This is a genomic window from candidate division KSB1 bacterium (assembly GCA_024655945.1).
Taxonomy (GTDB): Bacteria; Zhuqueibacterota; Zhuqueibacteria; order JANLFK01; family Oleimicrobiaceae; genus Oleimicrobium.
This window is the reverse complement of record JANLFK010000003.1, coordinates 127,415-149,293: the sequence shown is the minus strand read 5'-3', so window position 1 is coordinate 149,293 and position 21,879 is coordinate 127,415. Positions and strand designations below refer to the sequence as shown.

Below are 21,879 nucleotides of genomic sequence, written 5' to 3'. Positions count from 1 at the left end.
TCTTTTTTGTGACCGGTCAGCGCTTGCTTGTGGCACACATATTGAGGAGTGATGAAAAGGAAACGAACGCATCCCTGTGGAGAATTGCGCGCCAGTCACCAGGGGCAGGAGGTGACGGTGATGGGCTGGGTGCGCCATCGCCGGGACCATGGCGGCATCTACTTCGTGGACCTGGTGGACCGTTACGGCCTTGTGCAGATCAACTTTGATGCTTGGGCGCGTCCGGAACTCTGTGAGCAGGCGCGGGAGCTGAAGGCGGAATCGGTGGTGGCCGTCACCGGCACGGTGCGCATGCGACCCGAGGGGATGCGCAACCCAAACCTGGCAACCGGCGACATTGAGGTGGTGGCCACGGAGCTGGAAGTCCTGAACAAAGCCAAGACCCCGCCATTCGAAATCAAAGACCCAGTTGACGCCTCCGAGGAGCTGCGCCTTACCTACCGCTACCTCGACCTGCGGCGGCCGGAACTACAGCGGAACCTCTTGCTCCGGCACCGCGTCTACCAGGTGGTGCGCCGCTACTTGGATGCGCATGGCTTTGTGGAAATCGAGACACCCTGCCTTATCAAGAGCACACCGGAGGGCGCACGCGACTATCTGGTGCCGAGCAGGATCCACAAGGGGAGGTTCTACGCCCTGCCCCAGTCGCCGCAGACTTATAAGCAGCTCCTCATGGTGGCGGGGTTCGACCGCTATTTCCAGATTGTCCGCTGTTTCCGCGACGAGGACCTGCGCGCCGACCGCCAGCCAGAGTTCACCCAGATCGACATGGAGCTGTCCTTCGTCGACGCTGATGACGTGCGCGCCGTGTGTGAAGGGCTGATGGCGGAGGTGCTGGAGCAGGTGCTCGGCTATCACCTGGCTACGCCCCTGCCCGCATTGCCCTACGCTGAGGCCATGGCGAAGTACGGCACCGACAAGCCCGATCTACGCTTTGCGCTGCCCATCACCGACATCAGTTCCTTGGTGGCCGCCAGCCAGTTCCGCGTCTTTGCCGAGACGGTCAACAGCGGCGGCATGGTAGCCGGCCTGTGCGTCCCGCAAGCAGAGGCCTTCACCAGGAAACGGGTCGATGACCTGACCGCGGCAGCCAAGGAGCTGGGGGCCAAGGGGCTGGTGGCCTTGAAGGTGACGCCTGACGGTTGGGAGGGAGGCGCGGCGAAGTTCTTCTCCGCAGAGGAGATTGCTGCCGTCAACGCTGCCATGCATGCGGCTGCCGGCCACATGCTCTTCCTGGTGGCGGATCGCCGCGAGGTGTGTCTGCCGGTGTTGGGGGCCCTGCGCCTGCGGCTGGGCAGGGAGCTCCGGTTGATCGACGAGGGCAAGATCAGCTTGCTGTGGGTGACCGATTTCCCGCTGCTGGAGTACAGCCAGGAGGAGGGGCGCTTTGTAGCCATGCACCACCCTTTCACCTCGCCGCGCCGCGAGGACATTGCCCTTCTGCAAACGGCCCCGGAGCGGGTGCGGGCGCAGGCCTATGACCTGGTCTTCAACGGCACCGAGGTCGCCGGCGGCAGCATCCGCATCCACGACGCAGAACTACAGCGGGAGGTGTTTCGCGTGCTGGGCATTTCGCCAGAAGAAGCAGAACGGAAATTCGGCTTTCTGCTGGAGGCCCTGCAGTACGGGGCGCCACCACATGGTGGCATCGCCTTTGGGTTCGACCGATTGGTAATGCTGCTGGCGGGCAAGGAGACCATCAGGGACGTAATCGCCTTCCCCAAGACCACCAGCGCGCTTTCCCTTATGGACGGGGCTCCCACTGAGATCTCGCCTGAGCAGCTGCGAGAATTGGGGTTGCGTCTGGCCAAGTAGAGGTGCAAGAGGGAGCGAAAAAGTGCGCCTCAGCCCATACGATTTTGCTTGACAATTATTGCTTTTTTTCGTATTATACGGCAGCAGAGTGGTGGTGGGTCGGCGAAAATAGTTCATTGGTCCCAAGAAAGGAGGTGTGGCCCGATGCGCAAGACGCTCAAGACAGGGTGGGTCCTCGGACTGGCTATGCTGCTCTTGGTGAGTTTTGCGGTGGGGTGCGCAAAGCACCCGAGCCAGGAGCAGCTGAACAAGCTGGAAGAGACCAAGCAGGCAGCGCTGGCCGCTGAAGACCAGCTCAAGGCCAAGGACGCAGAGAAGGCGTCCCTCGACGAGCAGTTGGCGGCCAAGCAGCAAGAACTGGCCAAGTGCCAGCAGGAGAAGAAGGCTGTGGCGGAGCGGTTGGGCAAGTAGGCGCAATTGGAAAACCATTGCCAAGCGGAAGCGAAGGAGGAAATCGCGATGAGGATTTCGGCTAAATGGTTGCTCAGCCTCGCGGTTGTGCTCGGCTTGTTCTTGCTCGTCGACGCCACGGTCGCCCTCTGTGCGGAGAAGATGAGCATGGACGAATACCGCGCCGAGCTGGCCAAGTGGCAGAAGCGCGAGGCCGACGCAAAGGCTGCAATCGCGGCACGCGACAAGGAGATCCAGACGCTCAAGGAGCAGATCGCCAAGGCTGACGCCGACCTGGCTTCTTGTTGGGACGAGGTCTACGCCCTTTTGGGAGTCGACAAGGCAGCAGTCGACGCCTACCGCGCCTCGTTGCAGGCCATTGCGAAACAGGTGGATGGCCTGGCGGCCCTGAGTCCGGAGGAGCTGTTCGAGAAGAAGGAAGAACTTGCGGCCCTGAAGGCGCAGCTGGCCGACAAGAAGAAGAGCCCTATCTACGCCTTGTCTGAGATGCGCGAGCTGGTTGCTGGCACCGAGGCCAAGATCGCCGATGTTGAGGCGCGCATGCCCAAGGCGGTCTACGACAGCTATGTGGTGGTCAAGGGCGACTACCTCTGGAAGATCTCGGGCAAGAAGGAGATCTACGGCGACCCCTACCAGTGGATGAAGATTTACTCGGTCAACCGCGACCTGATCAAGGATCCAGACTTGATTTATCCGGATTGGGTGTTGAAGATCCTGCGCGGCTGCGGACCTGACCAGTACATCGTGGTCAAGGGCGACTTTTTGCAGAAGATTGCCAAAGACCCCAGTGTGCTCAACGACCCGGCAGCGTGGACCAAGATCTACGAGGCCAACAAGTCGGTCATCGGGAATGACCCGAACCTGATCTACCCGCACACGGTGCTGGTGATCCGCAAGTAGGTGGACCGAGTCGTTGTAGCGCACAGGGTACGGGGCTCTAGCCGACGGGGCAGGCGCCTGGTCGATCTCGGCCTGTGATTCCCTGAGCCCAGGGAAACGAGCCGGCCAAAGGCTGTCCCAAAGCTGGGGCCTGCGCGCCAGGTCCGCGCTAAGCTCATGGGACCTGGGCGGGCCACTGCAGCGGATCCGAATACGAGCTCCCAGTTGTCCAGGCGCTGGCCAGAAACTGGGAGCTTTTTCGTGATATGGAGCACAGGGAGACGAGCACAGAGGAAACACAAGAAGAAGCGGTACGTCGCATTCCCCTACCGGGCATCGACCAGGTGGCCCTTTTCGGCTCGCAGGACGCATACCTCAAGCTTCTGCAGCGCGAGTTCGGTGTGCAGCTGGTTGCGCGTGGGGCACAGCTTCTGGTGCGCGGCGAGGCGGAAGCAGTGGAGCTGGTGGAGCAGGCTCTCAGCGAACTCATCGCCATGGTGGGCCGTGGGGTGCACCTCACGGCCCACGACGTTGCCACGGTCATCGGCTTGGTAAAGAGCAGCGTTACCGCCGGTGCGGCACCCGAGCCCCGCTCGGTGGAGAAACGCGAGCCCCTGCCAGTGGTGCTGATGGCGCATCGGGGAGCCATCCGCCCACGTTCGGAAGGGCAGGCGCGCTACGTGCGGCTAGTTGAGGAAAACGACATCGTCTTTGCTATTGGGCCGGCAGGCACCGGCAAGACCTACCTTGCCGTCGCCATGGCCGTGGCTCACCTGCAGGCCCGCGAAGTGGAGCGCATCATCTTGGCACGTCCCGCTGTGGAGGCGGGGGAGAGCCTCGGCTTTCTCCCTGGCGACCTCAAGGAGAAGGTGGATCCTTATCTTCGCCCGCTCTATGATGCCCTCTACGACATGCTCCCCGCAGAAAAACTGCGGCGCTTTCTCGAGGTGGGGGTCATCGAAATCGTGCCGCTGGCCTACATGCGCGGGCGCACCCTGAATCACGCCTTCGTGATTCTTGATGAGGCGCAGAACAGCACGGCCCTGCAGATGAAGATGTTCCTCACCCGCCTGGGCATCGGCTCAAAAGCCATCGTCACCGGCGACATTACGCAGATCGACCTGCCGGCTTCCAGCGAATCGGGCCTGGTGCAGATCCAACGGGTGGTCAACGGCATCGAAGGCATCGCCTTCGCCTACCTGAGTGAGCAGGACGTCGTCCGGCATCGCCTCGTCAGGGATATCATCCGCGCCTACGACAATTTCCAGAGCAGGATGCAGGCAGAAAAGGCCGGGGGGGAAAACCATGGCTAATGGCGCCGGACGCCGTGGCGGGGCAAAGGACTACCTGCAGGCGCTCGTGTTGCGCGTCTTTCGCAGGGGGCGCACCAACCGCAGGCAGAAGGAGTGGAGTTCCCGTACTATCACCTGGGTGCAGGCAAGTGTGGCGGCGGCCATGGTGGTGTGCGTGGCGCTGATGTTCCCGGGCTCTGGCTCCGTGGACACCTTCAACTTGCGGGAAGGGGATGTCTACATAGGCGACCAAATCATCGCCCCTTTTACCTTCGCCATCAACAAAAGCCCGCAGGAGTATGCGGCGGATGTTGAGGCGGCCAAGCGCCGCGTGCCAGCCGTCTTTGTACGGCGCGCCGAAGTCCCCGATCAGCAACGTGCCGCTTTGGAAAGCTTTCTCGACCAGCTCTACCAGGTGTGGTCTGCTCCCGGAACTGTTGGTCAGAAGAGCGATTCGCTGTCCGGGCTTCTCAGGCGCTTCGGCATCGTCATGACCGACAGCGATCTCTCCTTCTTCCTGGAGCGGAAAGCGCCATTGCGGCGCACGCGACCGCCCGCCAAGGCCAACGGAGAAGTGGGCACCGGCCGCCTGTTTACGATGCTGCAGGAGGTGGTGACCGAAGCCCTGAAAGTAGGGGTCCTGGACACCGAGAAAGACCGCCTGCCCACAGGGGCCGAGAAGATCTCCGTGGTCAGTGACGGCGTGGAGACCATCGAGGAGCTTGCCTATTATCGCGGGCCAAAAGAGGCACAGGACTTTGCTTTAGAGAAGATCCGTCAGAATGTCGGTGCCGACGCCCAGATGACCAAGGTGGCTTTTCAGATCGCCATCCGTTTTTTGCAGCCCAATGTTTTTCTTGATGCGGCGGAGACCCAGGCGCGGGTTGCCGCAGAGGTGGCCAGCGTGCCGCGGGCCAAAGGGATGGTACTGGAGGGGGAGCGGATTATCGACAGCCACGAAAAGGTGACTGCGCACCACGTCGAAGTGCTCGCCTCGCTGGCTGAGGCGCGGGCAGAGCAGGGATCGCATACCCTGGTCACGCTGGCGTTACGCTTTTTGGGCAGAATGCTCCTGACTGTGGTAGCTTTGGGGGTGGTGGCGCTCTTCCTGTACCGCGAGCGGCGTTCGTTGCTCTACGACCCCCGGCAATTGCTCCTCCTGGCCTTAGTCGTGCTGCTTGTGGTGGCAGTCGCCTACGGCGTGAACCGCCTGTCGCTCTCCAGCAACCTCGTTCCTGTTGCCGTGGCTGCCATGTTGCTCACCATCTTTTTCGATGCGCGGGTGGCCTTCATCGCCATTGTGGGACTTGGACTCATTCTCGGTGGCATGCGGGGCAACGACTTTGCGCTGGTGGCCACCGCGGTGCTGGTAGGGAGTGTGGCCAGCCTTTCTGTCACCAAGGTCCAGAAGCGCAACTGGGTTGTGCGTTCCATGTTGATGACCAGCCTGGCTTACGCCGTGTGCATCACGGTTCTCGGCCTCCTGCGCGAGGCACCGTTGTCGGCGTTAGCGAAAGAATGGACGTATGGTCTGACCAACGGTATTGTGAGCCCGTTGATAACCTACGGCCTGGTGGTGGTGCTGGAGCTGGCCTTCGAAATCACCACCGACATGACCTATCTGGAGCTTTCCGACCTCAACAATCCTTTGCTGCGCGAGCTGGCCCTGGTGGCACCGGGGACTTACCACCACAGTATCATGGTAGGCAATTTAGCCGAGGCAGGGGCGGAGGTCATCGGTGCCAATGCCCTACTGGTGCGGGTGGGCGCCTACTACCACGACATCGGCAAGATGGAAAAGCCCGAGTATTTCGTCGAGAACCAACGTGGCGGCCGCAACCCGCAGGACCGGCTGAGCCCTACGATGAGTGCCCTGCTTTTGGTCAACCATGTGCGGCGCGGTGCGGAAATGGCCAAGGAACACGGACTGCCCGCGGAGATCCGCGATTGCCTCGAACAACACCATGGCACCTCTGTGATGGCCTACTTCTACGAGAAGGCAAAGGGGCAAAATGGTGGCAATGCAGTGCGGGAAGACGAATTCCGCTACCCGGGGCCTAAACCACAGACAAAGGAGGCCGCATTACTCATGCTCGCCGATGCCGTGGAGGCAGCATCGCGCTCCCTGCGCGAGCCCTCCGTGAGCAGGCTCAGGGCCCTGGTTTCGCAGATCATCGACGACCGGTTCCGCGCAGGAGAACTGGATGAGAGTCCTCTCACCTTGCGCGACCTGAACAAGGTGGGCGAGGCCTTTCTCAAATTCCTCATCGGGCGTTACCACCGCCGGCTGGAGTACCCGAAGAGCGAGGCCCAGGAGGCCGCCGGCCCGGAGGTCAGGCGGTGAGGGAGAAACGCGATATGGTGCGGGTGTTCAATGCCCACCCCAGAAGGCGTTTTCTGGTGCGGCGGATCAAGAGGCTGGCGGAGCTGGTCCTCGGCTCCGAGGGTGGCAGGGAGCCGGGCGAGGTCAACATAGTGCTTTGCGACGATGACCGGCTGCAGGAGCTGAACAGGCGTTTCCTTGGGCACGACTACCCTACTGACGTAGTCGCTTTTCCGTTGGGTGATGGGCCGGACGCGCTGGATGGCGAAGTTTATGTGAGCCTGGACCGGGCGGAGGAACAGGCCCGCACTGTGGGCGTGAGCTTTGAAAACGAAGTTTGTCGCCTGGTTGTGCACGGTCTGCTCCACTTGCTCGGCTACGACGACCGGGACGGCGATGCCGCGACACAGATGCACGCGCGCCAGGAGGAATACCTGAGACTCTTCGAGGGAAGGCAAGCGGCTGCTCCCGCAGGAAGCAAGAGAGGGAATTGAGCAGTGTTCGGCTCGGTGCTGTTTGGGCTGATCTTTCTCGTGCTGCTGATAGGGATCTCGGCGATGACGTCGGCGGCGGAGACGTCGTTTTTCGCCCTTTCCCACTTGGAGCTTGAACGGTTGCGCGAGGCGGGGAAGGGTTCCGCAGCCCAGATTGTGCGTCTTCGCGCGCAGCCACGCCGGCTCCTGGTCACCATCCTGACAGCCAATACCGCGGCCAATGTGGCGGCTGCCGTGGTGGCGACGCTCACCTTTACGCGTCTTGCCGATCCGCTGGGCCTGAGCCGCAACTTAGCCGCTACCCTTGCGGGCGTGCTCATCACGGTGGCAATCTTGGTCTTTGCAGAGCTTTCGCCGAAACTGGTGGCCACGCGTAACTCTCTCTGCATGGCAACCCGCCTGTCAGGCTTCGTACTGGTGCTCTGGTACCTCCTGTACCCGGTTACCCTCCTCCTCAACGCTGTGGCTGACGGAGTGGCCCGCCTTGCCGGCAGTCGTCCCGAGGGGCTTGCCCTTTCGCAGGATGAGCTGAAGGCGATGGTCGCGGTAGCCGACCAGCATGGCTACCTGGAGGAGGAAGAGCGGGAGATGATCCATTCCATCTTTGAGTTCGGCGAGACGCAGGTACGTGAGATTATGGTGCCCCGCATGGACATGGTGTGTGCAGAAACCGGCGCGCGCATGGCCGAACTGGTGGAGCTCATTACCCGCCACGGGCACACCCGAATCCCTCTGTACGAGCACAGCGTCGACAACATCCGGGGGATTATCCATGCCAAAGACCTGCTGCCTTATCTCAACCAGCCCGAGGCCAGGCCGTCGCTGGAGAGCCTTGCGCGGCCGGCGATCTTTGTGCCGGAGAGCAAACCTATTAACGATATGCTGAAAGAGTTCCAAGCGCAGCGCACGCACATGGCCATCGTTGTCGATGAGTACGGCGGCACGGTCGGTCTGGTCACGCTGGAAGACGTAATCGAGGAGATTGTCGGCGAGATCCAGGACGAGTATGACGAGGAGCCCTCGCTGGTGCGGCGCATCAACGACCGTACCTGGCTCGTGGACGCCAAGATCAACATCGAGGAGCTCAATGAAGCCCTGGGTCTGCAGCTGCCCACCGAGGAGGGGTACGACACGTTGGGCGGCTTCCTGTTGCAGCGCATGGGACACCTGCCCCAGCAGAAAGAGGAGGTGCGAGAGGGCAACACCGTGTTTGTGATCGAGCGGGTGGTCAAACGGCGCATCAAGCGCGTGCGCATCACCAAGGGGTCGAGCGCTCCAGGTGCCTGACTCGGCAGGTTTTCCCTTGACAAAGAACGCTTTTTTTGTTAAACTTCTAAGGTTTCCGCTGGTCTAAGGCTGTTCGGTAGCGAACAAACGGGATAAGGAGGGTAGCGATGGTGCAGCTACGATTCGACTTTCGGGACCTGTTTCGTTCGGCGCGGCTTGGCTTCAGCATGCAGCGCATGTGGATCGCCTTCGTTGGCTATGGCATCGGCTACATAGGTTACCTCATCTTCACATACCTGAGCCTGCTGGCCAACGGCAAGGGACTGGGCGAGGCGTGGAACGAGAGCGGACTGCTGCCGTGCCTGTTCGGCGCAGGCGGAGCTCACTGGTATGCGTGGATCATCTTTGCCGTCGGCGTGGCCATCCTGTTGGCCGCCTACCTGCTCACCAGCACTGCCATTGCGCGGGCCTCTTACATGCTGCTCAAGGGCAACAATTTTTACACCTGGAGAGAGGCCTTTGCCTTCGCCCTGCGCAAAGCCAGCTCGGTGCTGTCGACGCCGGTGGCCATTGCGGTGATGGCTGGCTGCTTTGTGGTGGGCGGCTTGGTCATCGGCCTTCTCGCTCGAGTCATCCCCTACGTTGGTGAGCTCGGTGCCTCGCTCTTCACCTTCATCTGGATGTTCTCCGCCCTGCTGCTCTTCTTCCTGCTGGTGGTGCTGGCAGTGTCGATCATCATCGTGCCGGCGATCATCGCTACCACCGATGAGGATGCCTTCGAGGCTGTCTTCCAGAGCTTCTCGGTGGTGTGGAGCCAGCCATGGCGCTTCGTGGTGTACGAAGCGCTCATCGGCGTCACCACCCTTGTCTGCATGGGCCTGTTCGCCTTTGCCGTGAAGCAGGCCTTCCTGCTCATGTGCGCCATCTTCTCGGTGTCCTGGTCATTTGGGGACAAGTTCATCAACTTGGCGAGCCATGGCCAGTATCTGCTGCAGAAGTGGCTGTTCGTCTCGCAGGACTGGGCGCGGGCGGTTTATTGGAAGCTGTCGCCGTACGTCTATTTCGCGCGCGAGTTCTACCCGATCAAGGGGCTCTCCGCGACGCTCACCATTTCGGCTTATCTGTTCGCGCTGACCATGCTCGCGCTGGCCTGGTGGGTGGTCTCCTATGGGATGGCCGTGCTGCAGATCGGCAACACCCTCCTGTACGTCATCATCAAGAAGATCAAGGATCAGGAGAACCTCCTGGAGCGCAAGGACAAGGAGGAGGAAGAGCCGGAAGAGGTGAAAAAAGAGGAGGCAAAGAAGGAGGAGGCTCCAGCAGCGGCGCCTGCCGCTGAGGAGAAGAAAGAGGAGCCTGCTCCGGCGCCCGCGGCTCGCCGTCGCGCAGCGCGCCGACCTGCCGTCAAGAAGGCAGCACCCAAGGCGCGGACGCCGCGAGCGCGAAGGAAGTAGCCGAAAACCCTCTTTGCCCGAGGAGATCGGGGAAGAGGCAAGGTGGGACAACGTCGGCTGTGCCGCCCCGCAGCCGACGTTTTTTTCAAGGAGTAGAGAGTGAGCAAGCGGGATTCTTCTGCCGTCCTGCTCTGGCCCTCAAGGCGCCGCAGAGTTTGCCCGCGCCGCGCCACTGATGCATGGCGCGCTCCCGAGGTGCCCAGGCCGGTGGCTGGAGGGGAAGGCAGCAACTGCGCGACGCCCGTAGGCGAATGGCAAGGCGCCTGGCGGTTGGCCTGCGTGCTCCGCAGTCTCGCGCTTCTGCTGCTCCTCGGGTTTGCCCTGCTGGCGAAGGGAGAGGCGCTGGCGCAAGCGCCCACGGCCAGGCAACGAGGCGAGCCGCAGGTGTCCACGAGCCACAAGGCGGCGCTCGTCCCCGCTTCCCTGGGGTTCTCGGCAGAGAAGCGGTCCGTCGTTCGCAGCGACAGCAGCGCGGGGCTTTTGCCCTCCATGGGCGGCGGTGAGCCACGCCTGCCCGACCTCAGGCTGCAAAGGCTTGTGCTCGCCGCGGCTGGACTGGTGGCCGCCAACACTGCCGCCTACGCCCATTTCCACAAGGTGTGGTGGGACCACCCGCGCACGCGTTTTCACCTCTACCGGGGTTGGCGGCGCACCAGCGGGTCCTATGACCTCGGCTTCGACGACAGCCTCTGGCACCATGTGGATAAGTGCGGCCACCTCTACAGCGCCAGCCTGCTCTCACGGTACGGTGCTGCCACGGCCAGGTGGGTGGGGTTGTCCGAGAACCAAGCCGACTGGGCAGGGTTCGCTCTCGCCTCGCTCCTCATGCTGGAAATTGAGCTTTATGACGGCTTCTTCGCCGAATGGGGTTTCAGCCTTGGGGATCTGTTGGCGAACGAAGCAGGGGCAGCCTTTCCCATTCTGCAGCGTCGCCATCCGCGCCTGCAGAGGGTGAATATCAAATGGAGCTATCATCCGTCTGGCGACCCGTGCTACGGCAGGTACATGGTCGAGGACTATGCCGGAATGACCTTCTGGCTATGTCTGGACGCCCACCTGTTGCTGCCCCAGGTGGTCCGCCGATACTGGCCGGACGTGGTGGACGTCGCGGTGGGCTACGGGACGACAGACAAGATCGGCGGCCGCAAGGAAGTGTACCTGGCCTTGGATCTTGACCTCAGAAAGGTCCACTTCCGGAGCTCCGTGTTGCGCACGGTTGCTGAGACGCTCAACATCGTGCACATGCCGGCGCCGACGGTGCGCATACATCCTCGCGCTGGCTGGCACCTTCTCTACCTCTGAGAGGCCGGAGCTAATTGCCTCGCGCCGGGCCAGCACGCCCGCTCGGGGGCTTTGGCCAAGCATGGAGGTTCGTGGACAGGGGCTCTCGAATGTTCCGGGCGGAGTGCCCAACTAAACACACCTGGCGCCCCGGAGTTGCCGGTGCGGCTGCAGAGCGGGGTGCATTGCGCCTGGTCTGGCTCACCGCTCAGGCGATCGCAACAGGCGCCCTGCGCTCTGCAGCGCTGCGGACGGCGGTGAGCTATGTCTTAGTGGTGCGGCTGAGGCGCCCCTTCGCCGGTCTCGTCGGCAAGTTGGGGCGATGCCGGCTTGAACCAGGTCATTATCTCTACGTGGGCAGTGCCAGACGTGGGATGGCGCGAAGGGTGGCGCGGCACGTGCGCCGTCAGAAGGTCCGGCGCTGGCACATCGATTATCTGACTAGCGCCAGGGCGGCGACTGTCTTAGGCGTAGTGCTGTCCGCAGACCAGAGCGAATGCATGCTGCGAAAATACCTACAGGAAAGGGGGTGCCTGCCAGTGCTGCCTGGTTTCGGTGCTTCTGACTGCAGCTCGGGTTGTGAGAGCCACCTCTTGCGGCTCGCCGAGAGGGATTTCCTGCCGGTTGACTTGTTGCGCAACGAGGCGCAGGATGGAGTACAGACCTTCGTACTTGGCGCTTTATGAGCGCGGCAAGCTGGAGGAGCGCATCGTCGCCCTGCGGGCCGTCTTGCGCTCATGCGCCCTGTGTGCCCGGCGGTGTGGGGTTGATCGCCTGGCAGGGGAGGTCGGCTACTGCAAAGCGGGGAAAGCGGCGGTAGTCTCCAGTGCCTTCCCGCATTGCGGCGAAGAAGTGCCGCTGGTCGGCATGCACGGTTCCGGCACCATCTTTCTGGCCCATTGCAACCTGCGCTGTGTGTTCTGCCAGAATTGGGAGATAAGCCACGGCGGCGAAGGGCGCGAGGTCTCGCCCCAGGCGCTGGCCGAGATGATGCTTGCCCTGCAGCGCGCAGGGTGCCACAACATCAACTTTGTGACCCCGACTCATTTCGTGCCGCAGATTGTCGAGGCGCTGCCATTGGCAATCCAAGGTGGACTCAATGTGCCGCTGGTCTACAACTGCGGCGGGTACGAGGCCGTGGAGACTATCCGGCTCCTGGAGGGCATCTTTGACATCTACATGCCCGACGCCAAGTTCGGTGACCAATCGTGGGCAGCACGCTACTGCGACGCGCCTGATTACTTTGCCGTGAACAAGCAGGCGCTGCGGGAGATGCATCGCCAGGTGGGGGAGCTGAAGGTGGACGCGCTGGGCATCGCCTATCGCGGATTGCTCATCCGCCATCTGGTGATACCCAACGGGGTTGCCGGCTCCGAGGCGGTGCTGCGTTTCATCGTCGAGGAGCTCTCCGCGGATTCCTACGTGAACATCATGGCGCAATATCGCCCGTGCTATCGGGCGCACCAGTTCCCGGAAATTGCGCGCGCCGTGAGCCCCAAGGAGGTTGCCGGGGTAATCGCATTGGCCCGGCGTCTTGGTCTGCACCGGGGCTTCGAGGAGTACCGAGGCGCGCTGTGGTAGCCCTTCTTGCAATGGTTCAAAGGAGGTGGCGGCAATGAAAAAGCATCTGTTGTGGGCGACAGGCCTTCTCGCGCTGGTGGTTCTTCCGCACTGGGTGCTGGCCCAGGCACGGGTGGAGGACTTTTCGCTGGGAAGGCTCCCCTACTTCAAGCAGAGCCGGCTGCGGCAAATCTCCAGTTTCGACACCACCGGTGGCAATGCCGATCGCCTGGTCATCCCCCGCGGGCAGACCGCCGTGCTGGCGGATATCAAGGGCGCCGGCGTAATCACGCGCATTTGGCTGACCATCGCTTCGCGCGACCCATACTTCCTGCGGCGCATCGTGCTGCGCATGTACTGGGACGACGAAAGCTCCCCCAGCGTGCTCTGCCCTGTCGGCGATTTTTTCGGGACAGGCTTCGCCTACACCCACTACACCTCGCTCTTGCTGGGCATGTCCAGTGGCGGCTACTACTGCTACTTTCCCATGCCCTTTGCCCGCCGGGCGCGCATCGAGGTAACAAATGAGACGGACTATGACATTGATTCCTTCTACTATCACATCGACTACCAGGAGGTGGACAAGCTGGAGAAGAACGTCGGCCGGTTCCACGCCTACTGGCGGCGCGAGGCGCAAACAGCAGCTGGCAAGAACTACACCATCCTCGACGCAGAGGGGTACGGCCACTTTGTGGGGTGCATCCTCAACATGCAAGGGCGCAGCGGGGACATCACGTTCCTTGAGGGGGACGAAATGATCTACGTAGACGGAGAAACCACGCCTTCGATCTATGGCACCGGCACAGAGGACTATTTTACCAGTGGCTGGTATTTCAATCGCGGTACGTACCCTGGCGCGCTGCATGGCTGTATCATCAAAGATGAGGAGCAGGCCAAGGTGGTGGCATATCGCTTTCATGTTGGCGATGCCATCCCGTTTCGCCGTAGCCTCCTGGCGACCATTGAACACGGTCACGGCAATGAGGTGCCCAGCGACTACAGTAGCGTCGCCTTCTGGTATCAGAGGGAACCGCATAAGCCCTTAACGCCGCTGCCGCCGCCCAAGGCGCGCATCCCTCTTAGGGTGATTGTGCCGCCGGGGGTCGTCGAGGCAGAGGATCTGGCAGCGCAGGTCCTGGTTGGTGATCGGGAAAAGGTTGTGCTCCGCGCAGAGGAGATGACCACCCACGGCGCCGAGTGGAGCAACGGCAAACAGCTGGCATGCACGGGCCTGGCGACTGGTGACCAGGTCGCAGTGACTTTTCCGGTTGCCATGTCGGACCGCTATGACGTCTGCTGCTTCATGACCAAGGGCCCGGCGTACGGCCAGGTGCGCATAGCCCTGGCCGGGCACCCTCAGGAGGTTGTGTTTGACGGGTACGCCCCCGAAACGACGCACGCCGGTGCGGTGGAACTCCGGGACGTGAAGCTGCCCCAGGGCGAGCACTTTCTTGTGCTGGCCAGCGTGGGGCGGGCGACTACGGCGAGCGGCCAGGACATCGGCTTGGATTGCATCCTGCTGCGGCCACGCAGGCAGTTCGTGGAGGAGTGGCTGCTCATCGGGCCCTTCGACGCCGGCGCAGAGGAGGATGGGGCCTATGGCCTGCTCACCGCTTGGCCGCCAGAGCGGGAGATCGACCTCTCCGCAACCTACACCGGCAAGGGCGGCAAGCCCATCTCCTGGCAGAACGTACGGGCCGACTCCACCGGCTTTGTGAACATGGACGCGCTGCTGACGCCCAACGACTACACCGCTGCTTACGCCTTGACTTACGTCTACTCCCCTAAGCCGCGGACTGTCCCCGTGTTGATCGGCAGTGACGACGGTGTGCGCCTCTGGGTGAACGATGTGCTGGTGGTTCATAATCCAGCGCTGCGCCCCCCATCACCTGACCAGGATCAGGTGGCGGTGCAACTCCAGGCCGGGTGGAACAAACTGCTGGTGAAAGTGGTGGACGTGCTCGGTTTCTGGGGTTTCTACCTGCGCATCCCAGATCCTGAAGGCGAACTCTTGTTCAGCACTACGCCGAAGTGAAAAACCCGCTCATCTTGCTGCGAGGAAGGAACGATGAGGAACATGACTATCGGAGTTGTTGCACTTGCCGCATGGTGCACCTTAGCTTTTGGCCAAATCGATCAGGCGAAGCAGGGCGCATTGCTGAAGATCACTTTTCCGGCGCGAAGCGACACCGTCAGCGTCCCGCGCCTGCGCATTGCCGGCAGCACACTGCCCACGGCCAAGGTCAGCGTAAACGACCATCAGGTGCGCGTCTATCCGAGCGGCGCCTTCGTCGATCGTGTCTTGCTATCCCCGGGGCTCAACCAGGTGGTGATTCAGGGCGAGGCCAATGGGCAAGGTGCCGCCGATACCCTGTCCATCTATCGAATTCCGCCGCTGCAGGTTTCGCCGTCCTCCCCCACACAGATCGACACCAACCTCGTTGAGCCCGCCGTGGACATGGTGTTGGAGAACGGCGACCTGCTCCGCCTGCGCTTCAAGGGGAGTCCGGGCGGGAGCGCCAGGTGTAGCATCGACCATCTGTGCAAAGACCTCTCCATGGTGGAGTTGCCTCCGGAGGAGGCAGAGGGCATGGTGGGCATCTACCAGGCAGTGATCAGGATAAAGGCCGAGCGGTCTCTCCGGCCCACGCCAGTCAGGTACGAGCTGCGTGGCGTAGACGGCAAGAAGGCGAAGGTGGAGACGAAGGGCACCATCTCGGTGTTGGACAGTGCCGTGCCCCTCGTGGCCCAGCTCACCTCCGAGGCTGCCATGTGGAACGCACCGCAAGGGGGAGCTATCATCTGGACCCTGCCGGCAGGCATGCGCGTGGAAGTGACCGGCAAGATCGGGAGTCGCTACCGCGCCCGTCTCTCACCCCAGGATGTAGCCTGGCTTGACGCCAGCAACCTGCGCATGCTGCCTCTCGGGACGAGCGTGCCCCGCGCCGTGGTGAGCTCAATGACCTGTAGCGTGCTGGATGACCGTGTGCAGCTAGTCTTGGACATGACCGGCAAAGTGCCCTTCCGCGTGGAGCAGAGCCTGCGGCCGGCTTGGCTGGACATCTACCTGTATGGCGCCCACCAGGGCCCGCAATGGCTGACGTACCCAGAGAAGCAGGTTGTCATCGAGCGCGTGAGCTGGACGCAGCCTGCAGAGGGTGTCTATCGCCTGAGGGTTGAGCTGAATCAGAAACAGCAATGGGGCTACACGGTCGGCTATGGAGAGCGCGGACTGGTGGTAGAAGTGCGCCGCGCGCCCCAGATTGCCAAGCCGCCCTCCAGCCCGGTCGCCGGACTCACCTTCGTTTTGGACCCCGGCCATGGCGGCGACGAACCTGGCGCCATCAGCCCCACAGGGATCATGGAAAAGGACGTCAACCTCAAGTGGGCAAAGATGCTGGCCAGCATGCTGCGTAATGCCGGAGCTCGGGTGGTGCTCACCCGTGAGGACGACAGCACCCTCAGCCTCAAAGAACGCGTGCAGATTGCCCAACAGGCCCGTGGCCACATCTTCGTGATGATGCACAACAATTCCGTGGGCGAAGGTGCTGACCCGATGATGCGCGGCACCAGCACCTACTACACGCAGCCGCACAGCCAGGACCTCGCCTGGACCGTCTACCCGAAGCTGCGCCAGATTGGGCTGGCGGGATTCGGCAAGATCTACTCCACCTATTTCATCACTCGTCAGACAGACATGCTCTACTTCCTGGTGGAGGGAGCCTTCATGTCCAACCCCGAGGACGAGATGCTGCTGATGAACGACTCCTTCGTCGAACAGATGGCCAAGGCGGTGTTTGACGGCTTGGAAGAGTTCTTGCGCAAACAGGGCCAGTAGCCGCACTTCACCACAGATGAGGCTGTAATGCAGATGACACCCCGGGAGCGCGTGCTCTGCGCGCTCCAACATCGGAAGCCTGACAGGGTTCCCATTCACGATTCGCCGTGGGAGACCACCATCGCCCGCTGGCATCGCGAAGGTTTGCCCGAAGGTGTTAGCCCGGTGGAGCACTTTGGCTATGCGTTCCGCGGGTATGACTTTGACATCTCCTTCCAGCTGCCGGAGGTGGTGCTGGAGGAGACCGATGAGTACCGGGTCGTGCGCAACAGTCTGGGTGCAACCGTCAAGAACTGGAAGAATGCCACTTCCACCCCCGGTTACTTAGACTTTGCCGTCAAGGACCGCCGCAGCTGGGAAGAGTACAAACCGCTGCTCAGGTGGAACGACAGGAGGATAGACTGGGCCTCGGGGCTGACGCGCTTCAGGGCCGACAAGGAAGCCGGCTGGTTTTGCCACTTCGCCGGAGCCATGGGGTATGACCGCTCCCAGGGCATCGTGGGCAGCGAGCGGCTGCTCATGGCCATGCTCGACGACCCCGAATGGGTGCGCGACATCTTCGCCACCGGCGTGCAGTTGCTCATCGATGGCGCCGAGGAGATGCTCGGAGGCGGCTTTGATTTCGACGGAGCCTTCCTTTACGACGACATGGGCTACCGCAATGGGCCTCTCTTTTCCCCGCGAATGTACCGCGAACTGCTCTTTCCCTTTCACAAGAAGATCGTTGACTTCTTTCACGGGAAAGGTTTGAGGGTTATCCTGCACAGCTGTGGCTGTGTGAAGCCTCTGATCCCAGACCTCATCAAGGCTGGGTGCGACTGCTTGCAGCCCTTAGAAGTGAAGGCAGGCATGGACTTGGTGGAGCTGAAGAGGCTCTACGGCGAGCGCTTAGCCTTGATGGGGGGCATCGACGTGCGGCTGATGGCCTTGGGGGACCTCGCGCCCTTGGAGAAGGAGATCAGCACCAAGTTCGCCGTGGCCAAGAGCGATGGAGCATACATCTACCACTCGGACCATAGCGTGCCCGATGACGTGAGCTTTGCCAACTACTGTGGTGCCATGCAATTGGTGGAGAAGTACGGTCGTTATTGACTGCTGGCGAGAAGAGGAGAGAAGGGAGGCTATGAGCACGACGCGTATAGGTTTCATTGGCTTGGGCATCATGGGAAAGCCCATGGCGACGAATCTGTTGCGTGCTGGCTACAGGGTGACGGTCTACAATAGGAGCAAGCCGGCCGTGGAGCTGCTGGTCAGTCGCGGAGCACAGGCCGCACCGTCGCCACGTGCTGTGGCCGAACGCAGTGATGTGGTCATCACCATGGTGACCGATTCGCCCGATGTGGAGGCCGTGATCATGGGGCCTGAAGGTGTCTGCGAGGGCATCCGCCCTGGCATGGTGGTTATCGACATGAGCACCATCTCCCCCAGCGTCACTGTGAAGATTGCCGCAGCGCTCAAGGAGCGCGGCGCGGCCATGCTGGATGCGCCGGTCAGCGGCGGCGACACCGGCGCGCAGGCCGGCACGTTGGCCATCATGGTGGGCGGCGACAAGGAGGTGTTCGAGCGCTGTTTGCCCATTTTCCAAGCGATGGGCAAGAGCATTGTGCACGTCGGCCCCAATGGCATGGGCCAGATGACGAAACTCTGCAACCAGGTGCTCGTGGCGGTGAACAACTTGGCCACCTGTGAGGCGCTCCTCCTGGCCAGCAAGGCCGGCCTTGACCCGCAGGTGATGATCGACGCGGTGAAAAATGGCGCCGCCGGCTCATGGCAGTTGGTGAACTTAGGGCCGAAGATGATTGCCCGCGACTTCGCGCCGGGCTTCATGGTGCGGCTCCAACAGAAGGACTTGCGCTTGGCGTTGGAGATGGCCCGAGAACTCCACCTTCCTCTGCCGGCACTGAGCCTGGTCCATCAACTGTTTGCCAGTTGCCAGGCGACAGGCGAAGGAGAGGAAGGCACTCAAGCGCTGGTCAAGGCGCTGGAACGTCTTGCCCAACACCGAGTAGGCTGAGGACTGAGCTGCACACAATGACCGAGGGAGGCAACAGAAGATGAGACTGTGGTGTTTCATTTTCATCGCGGCTCCTGTGCTGACACTGTCTTGTGCGCGCCCGGACCGGGAGTTTTACAAGACCGGCCAGCCCCATCTGCTGGCGGAAGGCATCATCAGCACCCCCCGGTGCGAGACCAGGTGCTGCCTGACGCCGGATGGGCGCACGCTTTTCTTTGCCACCATGGGGTGGGACCCTCAGGATAGTCTCAATCAGGACATCTACTTCAGTCGCTGGCAGAAAGGGCAGTGGACACCGCCGCAGCCGGTTCCTTTCAATAGCCAGTGGCAGGAATTCGATCCGGCCGTTACTCCGGATGGCCGCTGGCTTTACTTCTGCAGTGACCGCCCGGGCGGTCGCGGGGGCGCGGATATCTGGAGAGTCCCGCTGCAGGAAAATGGCTGCGGTGAGCCCGAGAACCTCGGCAGCGTGGTCAACAGCCGAGGCGATGATTGGGGGCCCTCCTTCTCCTCAGATGGGCGGGTGATGGTATTTTCTTCAGATGGGCGCGGCGGCGCCGGCGGCCATGACCTCTTTCGCAGCGCGTGGAGTGGCAAGGAATGGGCCTCCCCTGCCAATCTCGGCCGGCAGATCAATTCTGCTCAGAACGACTTTGACCCGTGTGTCGTTGGCGCGATGGAGAAGATTATTTTCGCCTCCGATCGGCCTGGGGGGCACGGTGGCCTTGACCTCTGGGAAACAAGGTACGAAAACGGTACCTGGAGCGTGGGCGAGGTGCTCCCCGCCCCGTTAAATTCTCAGGCCTGGGACTCGTGCCCCTATCTGTCGCCTTCAGGGAAGTCCTTCTACTTCAGCTCCACGCGCAGGAGTGGCCTGCCGGCTGCAGCCGATATCTACGTGGTGGTCGCCAAATAGCAAGACGTCAGGGCCCCACTGCCATGGGCACACGGTGGGGCCCTCTGCCGTTCTCACAAACGACGCACGCGCCGCTCTTGGCCAAAGAAGGCGCGCACCTTGGCTGCGATCTGTTGGGGGGTCATCTTGTCGGCAGGTTCGACCGCCGCCACGCGCACCTTCAAATCCTTCTGGCGTTCCATGCTCTTCTTCAGCTCGCCTTTGGCTGGACCAGGGCCAAAGATGAACACCTCCTCGCAGAGGCGCAAGGCCTCCACCACCTTGCTGTAGTACGCCTCCCTCTGGTGCTTGCGTCGTTCCTCCCGCTTGCGCTCGGCTGCCGACTCTTGTGGCCCGTAGGGGGTTGCAGAGCGCGAGCCGCCAGTGACGCGAATGCGCGGCTCCACGTCCGACTCGATGATCCGCGTGCTCTCTTCCTTTCGGTCCAGGTAGACGATGGTGGCTTTCTGATGATCGATCCACAATCCAGCCTTCATGCTCATAGTTCACCCTTCTCAATTTTCCTGTGACTACTGCAAGTCTGGACCGTGTGACAGCCACTAAACCAAGAGCGCGGGCACGGCAATCCCATGGACACATGGTGGACGGGAAAGTCGGTCGGTGACAGGAGGTGGGCTGCGGTCGGCGAGGGCAACGCGTGGTTGCGCCATTGGCACCACGACCACTGGGCCTGCCTTGAGGGGCGTCGCTCTCACGAACTCCTCCTTTCTGGCAGTGGTGTATCGACATAGGATTGGCGGCGTGGCCCGCAGAGTCTCTTTCGTTACACGATCGGGCCGGAAGCTGGCTGAGCCGCGGGCTTCGTACCCAGCGGCGAGTGTCGCCGGCCTGGGCCTTCGTGATCTCCCGTTCCAGCTTGACCGCGAGCGTCAACTTCACCGTGGGCCGGAAGACGGCCCGCGCCAGAGCGCCTTCTCCCGTCTGCGGGCCTCGCAGGCTTGCCTGGCACGCCAGGCGCAGGTGTCCAGGGCGAGGGTGTGGGCCGCCCCCCCTTGCGCCTTTGTGGCTTTGCTCCCTGGATTGCCCCTTCCTTCAGTTGCCCGGTTGCGCACCCCACACCCGGAGGCGGCTGAGCACCCCTTTGCCCTGCTTGCCTCGCGGAAGCTCCAGGATCAAGCCGCTGTCCTCGAAAAAGAACAGATCCCCGATCATCAGGCCTATGGATTGCCGCAAAGGGCGCCAGTTCTGCCGATAGGCCTGATTGTCCACGTGCGTACCGTCTTTGTCCTTGGTGACCAAGAGCACCCGTTCCGGATGCTGCCGGTTGATCATGAACGGAGAGTGGGTCGTGTAGATGAGCTGGTTCTTGGCAGAGAGGTCCTCGATGACTTTGACCAGGTCTTTCTGCCCCGCCGGGTGGAGGTGGATGCCTGGCTCCTCCAGCAGGAAAATGTGTTCGTTGGCCCGCCCTTCGAAGCTCTGGGCCATGAAGTTCACGTAGAACGACAGGTACCAGCGAAACCCCAGGCTCCGCGACTGTGGCGTGTCAAAGACCGTGCTGTCGTCAGTGACGTCGATGTAGAGTACGTCGCGGTTGACGTTGAGCTTGACCTCAATGCTTGGCTCTTGGGACCAGACGCGACGCACCTGCTCGGTCAGCGCCCTGCCCGCCTCCTCGCGCGCACGGCGTCCCCGGGAAGAATCCTCAAACGCCAGGCTCAGGTCCTCCAGGCCGGCCACCTTCAAGAGGTTACGCTCCGTGGTGAATCCGCTCTTGTTCTCCTGGAGGCTCGCCAGGTTCACCTCGCTCTTCACGAGGCGGATGTCCTCAAAGTAGAGCAGACGCGGCAGTGCATCGAGCACAAGCCGCACGTTAATATCCTCCAAAAGCTGCCCGCCAATCAGCACGCGATAGTCCTGCAGCGTAGGCCCGGTCTTGACCACCGAGAAGCTCTGTGCCTCCTCGAACGCCTTGGATAGGGCGCTCAGCTCCTTTCTATTCTCGGCGCTGAGCGAGGTGAATTCCAGCTCCACCTCCGGGCACCTGCCTTCGTAGTAGTGGTTGGAATACTGGCAGGTGAGGGAGATGTCGAACTGGGCGTTTGGCGAAAAGGACTCGATGGCCCGGAGGATGTTCGTCTTGCCCGTTTCGTTCGAGCCGATGAGCACATTGATGCGTGGATTCAGGGGCACGTTGAGCTCGAGGATCGACCTGAAGGCTTTGATGTGCACACGTGACAGGATCATGATGTTGCACCCCGTGCATGGGATTGCGAACGACGTCCGGAAGCCGCTTCTGCTACAATATACGCACCTGCAAGGCGACTGTCAAGCAAAAAAACGAGGCCGCAGCCTCGCGCATCTCCTGTTGCTTCTGGGAAAGGAGGTTCTCCAACCGAAGCCACGACCTCACGACTACCGCACCCAAGTAGTTC

18 protein-coding genes are annotated in these 21,879 nt (G+C 61.9%); 16 read left to right on the top strand and 2 right to left on the bottom strand.

Going from position 1 to position 21,879, the window contains the following annotated elements:
* The first annotated feature begins 51 nt into the window (after window positions 1–51).
* From aspS to NUW13_05595, 16 genes are all read left to right on the top strand, one after another.
* Complete coding sequence (gene aspS, locus NUW13_05670) at window positions 52–1,815, top strand: aspartate--tRNA ligase (GenBank protein ID MCR4438516.1); 1,764 nt, start codon at window positions 52–54, stop codon at window positions 1,813–1,815.
* Window positions 1,816–1,959: 144 nt separating this feature from the next.
* The gene (locus NUW13_05665) at window positions 1,960–2,226 is read left to right on the top strand and encodes a hypothetical protein (GenBank protein MCR4438515.1); all 267 of its coding nucleotides are present in this window, start codon (window positions 1,960–1,962) and stop codon (window positions 2,224–2,226) included.
* 48 nt (window positions 2,227–2,274) lie between these two features.
* Complete coding sequence (locus tag NUW13_05660; GenBank protein MCR4438514.1) at window positions 2,275–3,126, top strand: LysM peptidoglycan-binding domain-containing protein; 852 nt, start codon at window positions 2,275–2,277, stop codon at window positions 3,124–3,126.
* A 245-nt stretch (window positions 3,127–3,371) separates the two neighbouring features.
* Window positions 3,372–4,418: a PhoH family protein gene (locus NUW13_05655; GenBank protein ID MCR4438513.1), complete on the top strand. Its 1,047-nt coding sequence runs from the start codon at window positions 3,372–3,374 to the stop codon at window positions 4,416–4,418.
* Window positions 4,411–6,741 (top strand): HDIG domain-containing protein, encoded by a 2,331-nt coding sequence (locus NUW13_05650; protein MCR4438512.1) that lies wholly within the window; start codon window positions 4,411–4,413, stop codon window positions 6,739–6,741. The genes NUW13_05655 and NUW13_05650 overlap by 8 nt, the downstream gene beginning before the upstream one ends.
* A complete protein-coding gene (ybeY, locus tag NUW13_05645) occupies window positions 6,738–7,214 on the top strand; it encodes an rRNA maturation RNase YbeY (GenBank protein ID MCR4438511.1) in 477 nt (158 codons plus the stop codon). Before NUW13_05650 ends, ybeY begins: the two co-directional genes overlap by 4 nt.
* Window positions 7,215–7,217: 3 nt before the next feature.
* Window positions 7,218–8,501 carry a hemolysin family protein gene (locus tag NUW13_05640; GenBank protein ID MCR4438510.1) on the top strand — a complete coding sequence of 428 codons (1,284 nt, stop codon included), beginning with the start codon at window positions 7,218–7,220 and terminating at the stop codon, window positions 8,499–8,501.
* A 107-nt stretch (window positions 8,502–8,608) separates the two neighbouring features.
* Complete coding sequence (locus NUW13_05635) at window positions 8,609–9,895, top strand: hypothetical protein (GenBank protein MCR4438509.1); 1,287 nt, start codon at window positions 8,609–8,611, stop codon at window positions 9,893–9,895.
* Between the two features lie 279 nt (window positions 9,896–10,174).
* A complete protein-coding gene (locus NUW13_05630; GenBank protein MCR4438508.1) occupies window positions 10,175–11,197 on the top strand; it encodes a YfiM family protein in 1,023 nt (340 codons plus the stop codon).
* A 164-nt stretch (window positions 11,198–11,361) separates the two neighbouring features.
* Window positions 11,362–11,862 carry a GIY-YIG nuclease family protein gene (locus tag NUW13_05625; protein MCR4438507.1) on the top strand — a complete coding sequence of 167 codons (501 nt, stop codon included), beginning with the start codon at window positions 11,362–11,364 and terminating at the stop codon, window positions 11,860–11,862.
* Window positions 11,828–12,757, top strand: a complete 930-nt coding sequence (locus NUW13_05620; protein MCR4438506.1) for a radical SAM protein — start codon at window positions 11,828–11,830, stop codon at window positions 12,755–12,757. Before NUW13_05625 ends, NUW13_05620 begins: the two co-directional genes overlap by 35 nt.
* A 34-nt stretch (window positions 12,758–12,791) precedes the next feature.
* Window positions 12,792–14,771 (top strand): DUF2961 domain-containing protein, encoded by a 1,980-nt coding sequence (locus NUW13_05615; protein MCR4438505.1) that lies wholly within the window; start codon window positions 12,792–12,794, stop codon window positions 14,769–14,771.
* A gap of 33 nt (window positions 14,772–14,804) precedes the next feature.
* The gene (locus tag NUW13_05610) at window positions 14,805–16,574 is read left to right on the top strand and encodes an N-acetylmuramoyl-L-alanine amidase (protein MCR4438504.1); all 1,770 of its coding nucleotides are present in this window, start codon (window positions 14,805–14,807) and stop codon (window positions 16,572–16,574) included.
* Window positions 16,575–16,601: 27 nt separating this feature from the next.
* Entirely contained in the window at window positions 16,602–17,666 is a 1,065-nt protein-coding gene (locus NUW13_05605; GenBank protein ID MCR4438503.1) for a hypothetical protein, read from the top strand.
* Window positions 17,662–18,588, top strand: coding sequence for a 2-hydroxy-3-oxopropionate reductase (locus NUW13_05600; GenBank protein ID MCR4438502.1), 927 nt, complete (start codon window positions 17,662–17,664; stop codon window positions 18,586–18,588). The genes NUW13_05605 and NUW13_05600 overlap by 5 nt, the downstream gene beginning before the upstream one ends.
* A 40-nt stretch (window positions 18,589–18,628) precedes the next feature.
* Window positions 18,629–19,504, top strand: coding sequence for a hypothetical protein (locus NUW13_05595; protein ID MCR4438501.1), 876 nt, complete (start codon window positions 18,629–18,631; stop codon window positions 19,502–19,504).
* 53 nt (window positions 19,505–19,557) lie between these two features.
* On the opposite strand, the gene NUW13_05590 is transcribed toward NUW13_05595, so the two are convergent.
* Together NUW13_05590 and NUW13_05585 are read right to left on the bottom strand one after the other, a co-directional pair.
* Window positions 19,558–19,986: a hypothetical protein gene (locus tag NUW13_05590; protein MCR4438500.1), complete on the bottom strand. Its 429-nt coding sequence runs from the start codon at window positions 19,984–19,986 to the stop codon at window positions 19,558–19,560.
* Window positions 19,987–20,536: 550 nt separating this feature from the next.
* Complete coding sequence (locus NUW13_05585) at window positions 20,537–21,691, bottom strand: AAA family ATPase (GenBank protein MCR4438499.1); 1,155 nt, start codon at window positions 21,689–21,691, stop codon at window positions 20,537–20,539.
* Window positions 21,692–21,879 lie beyond the last annotated feature (188 nt).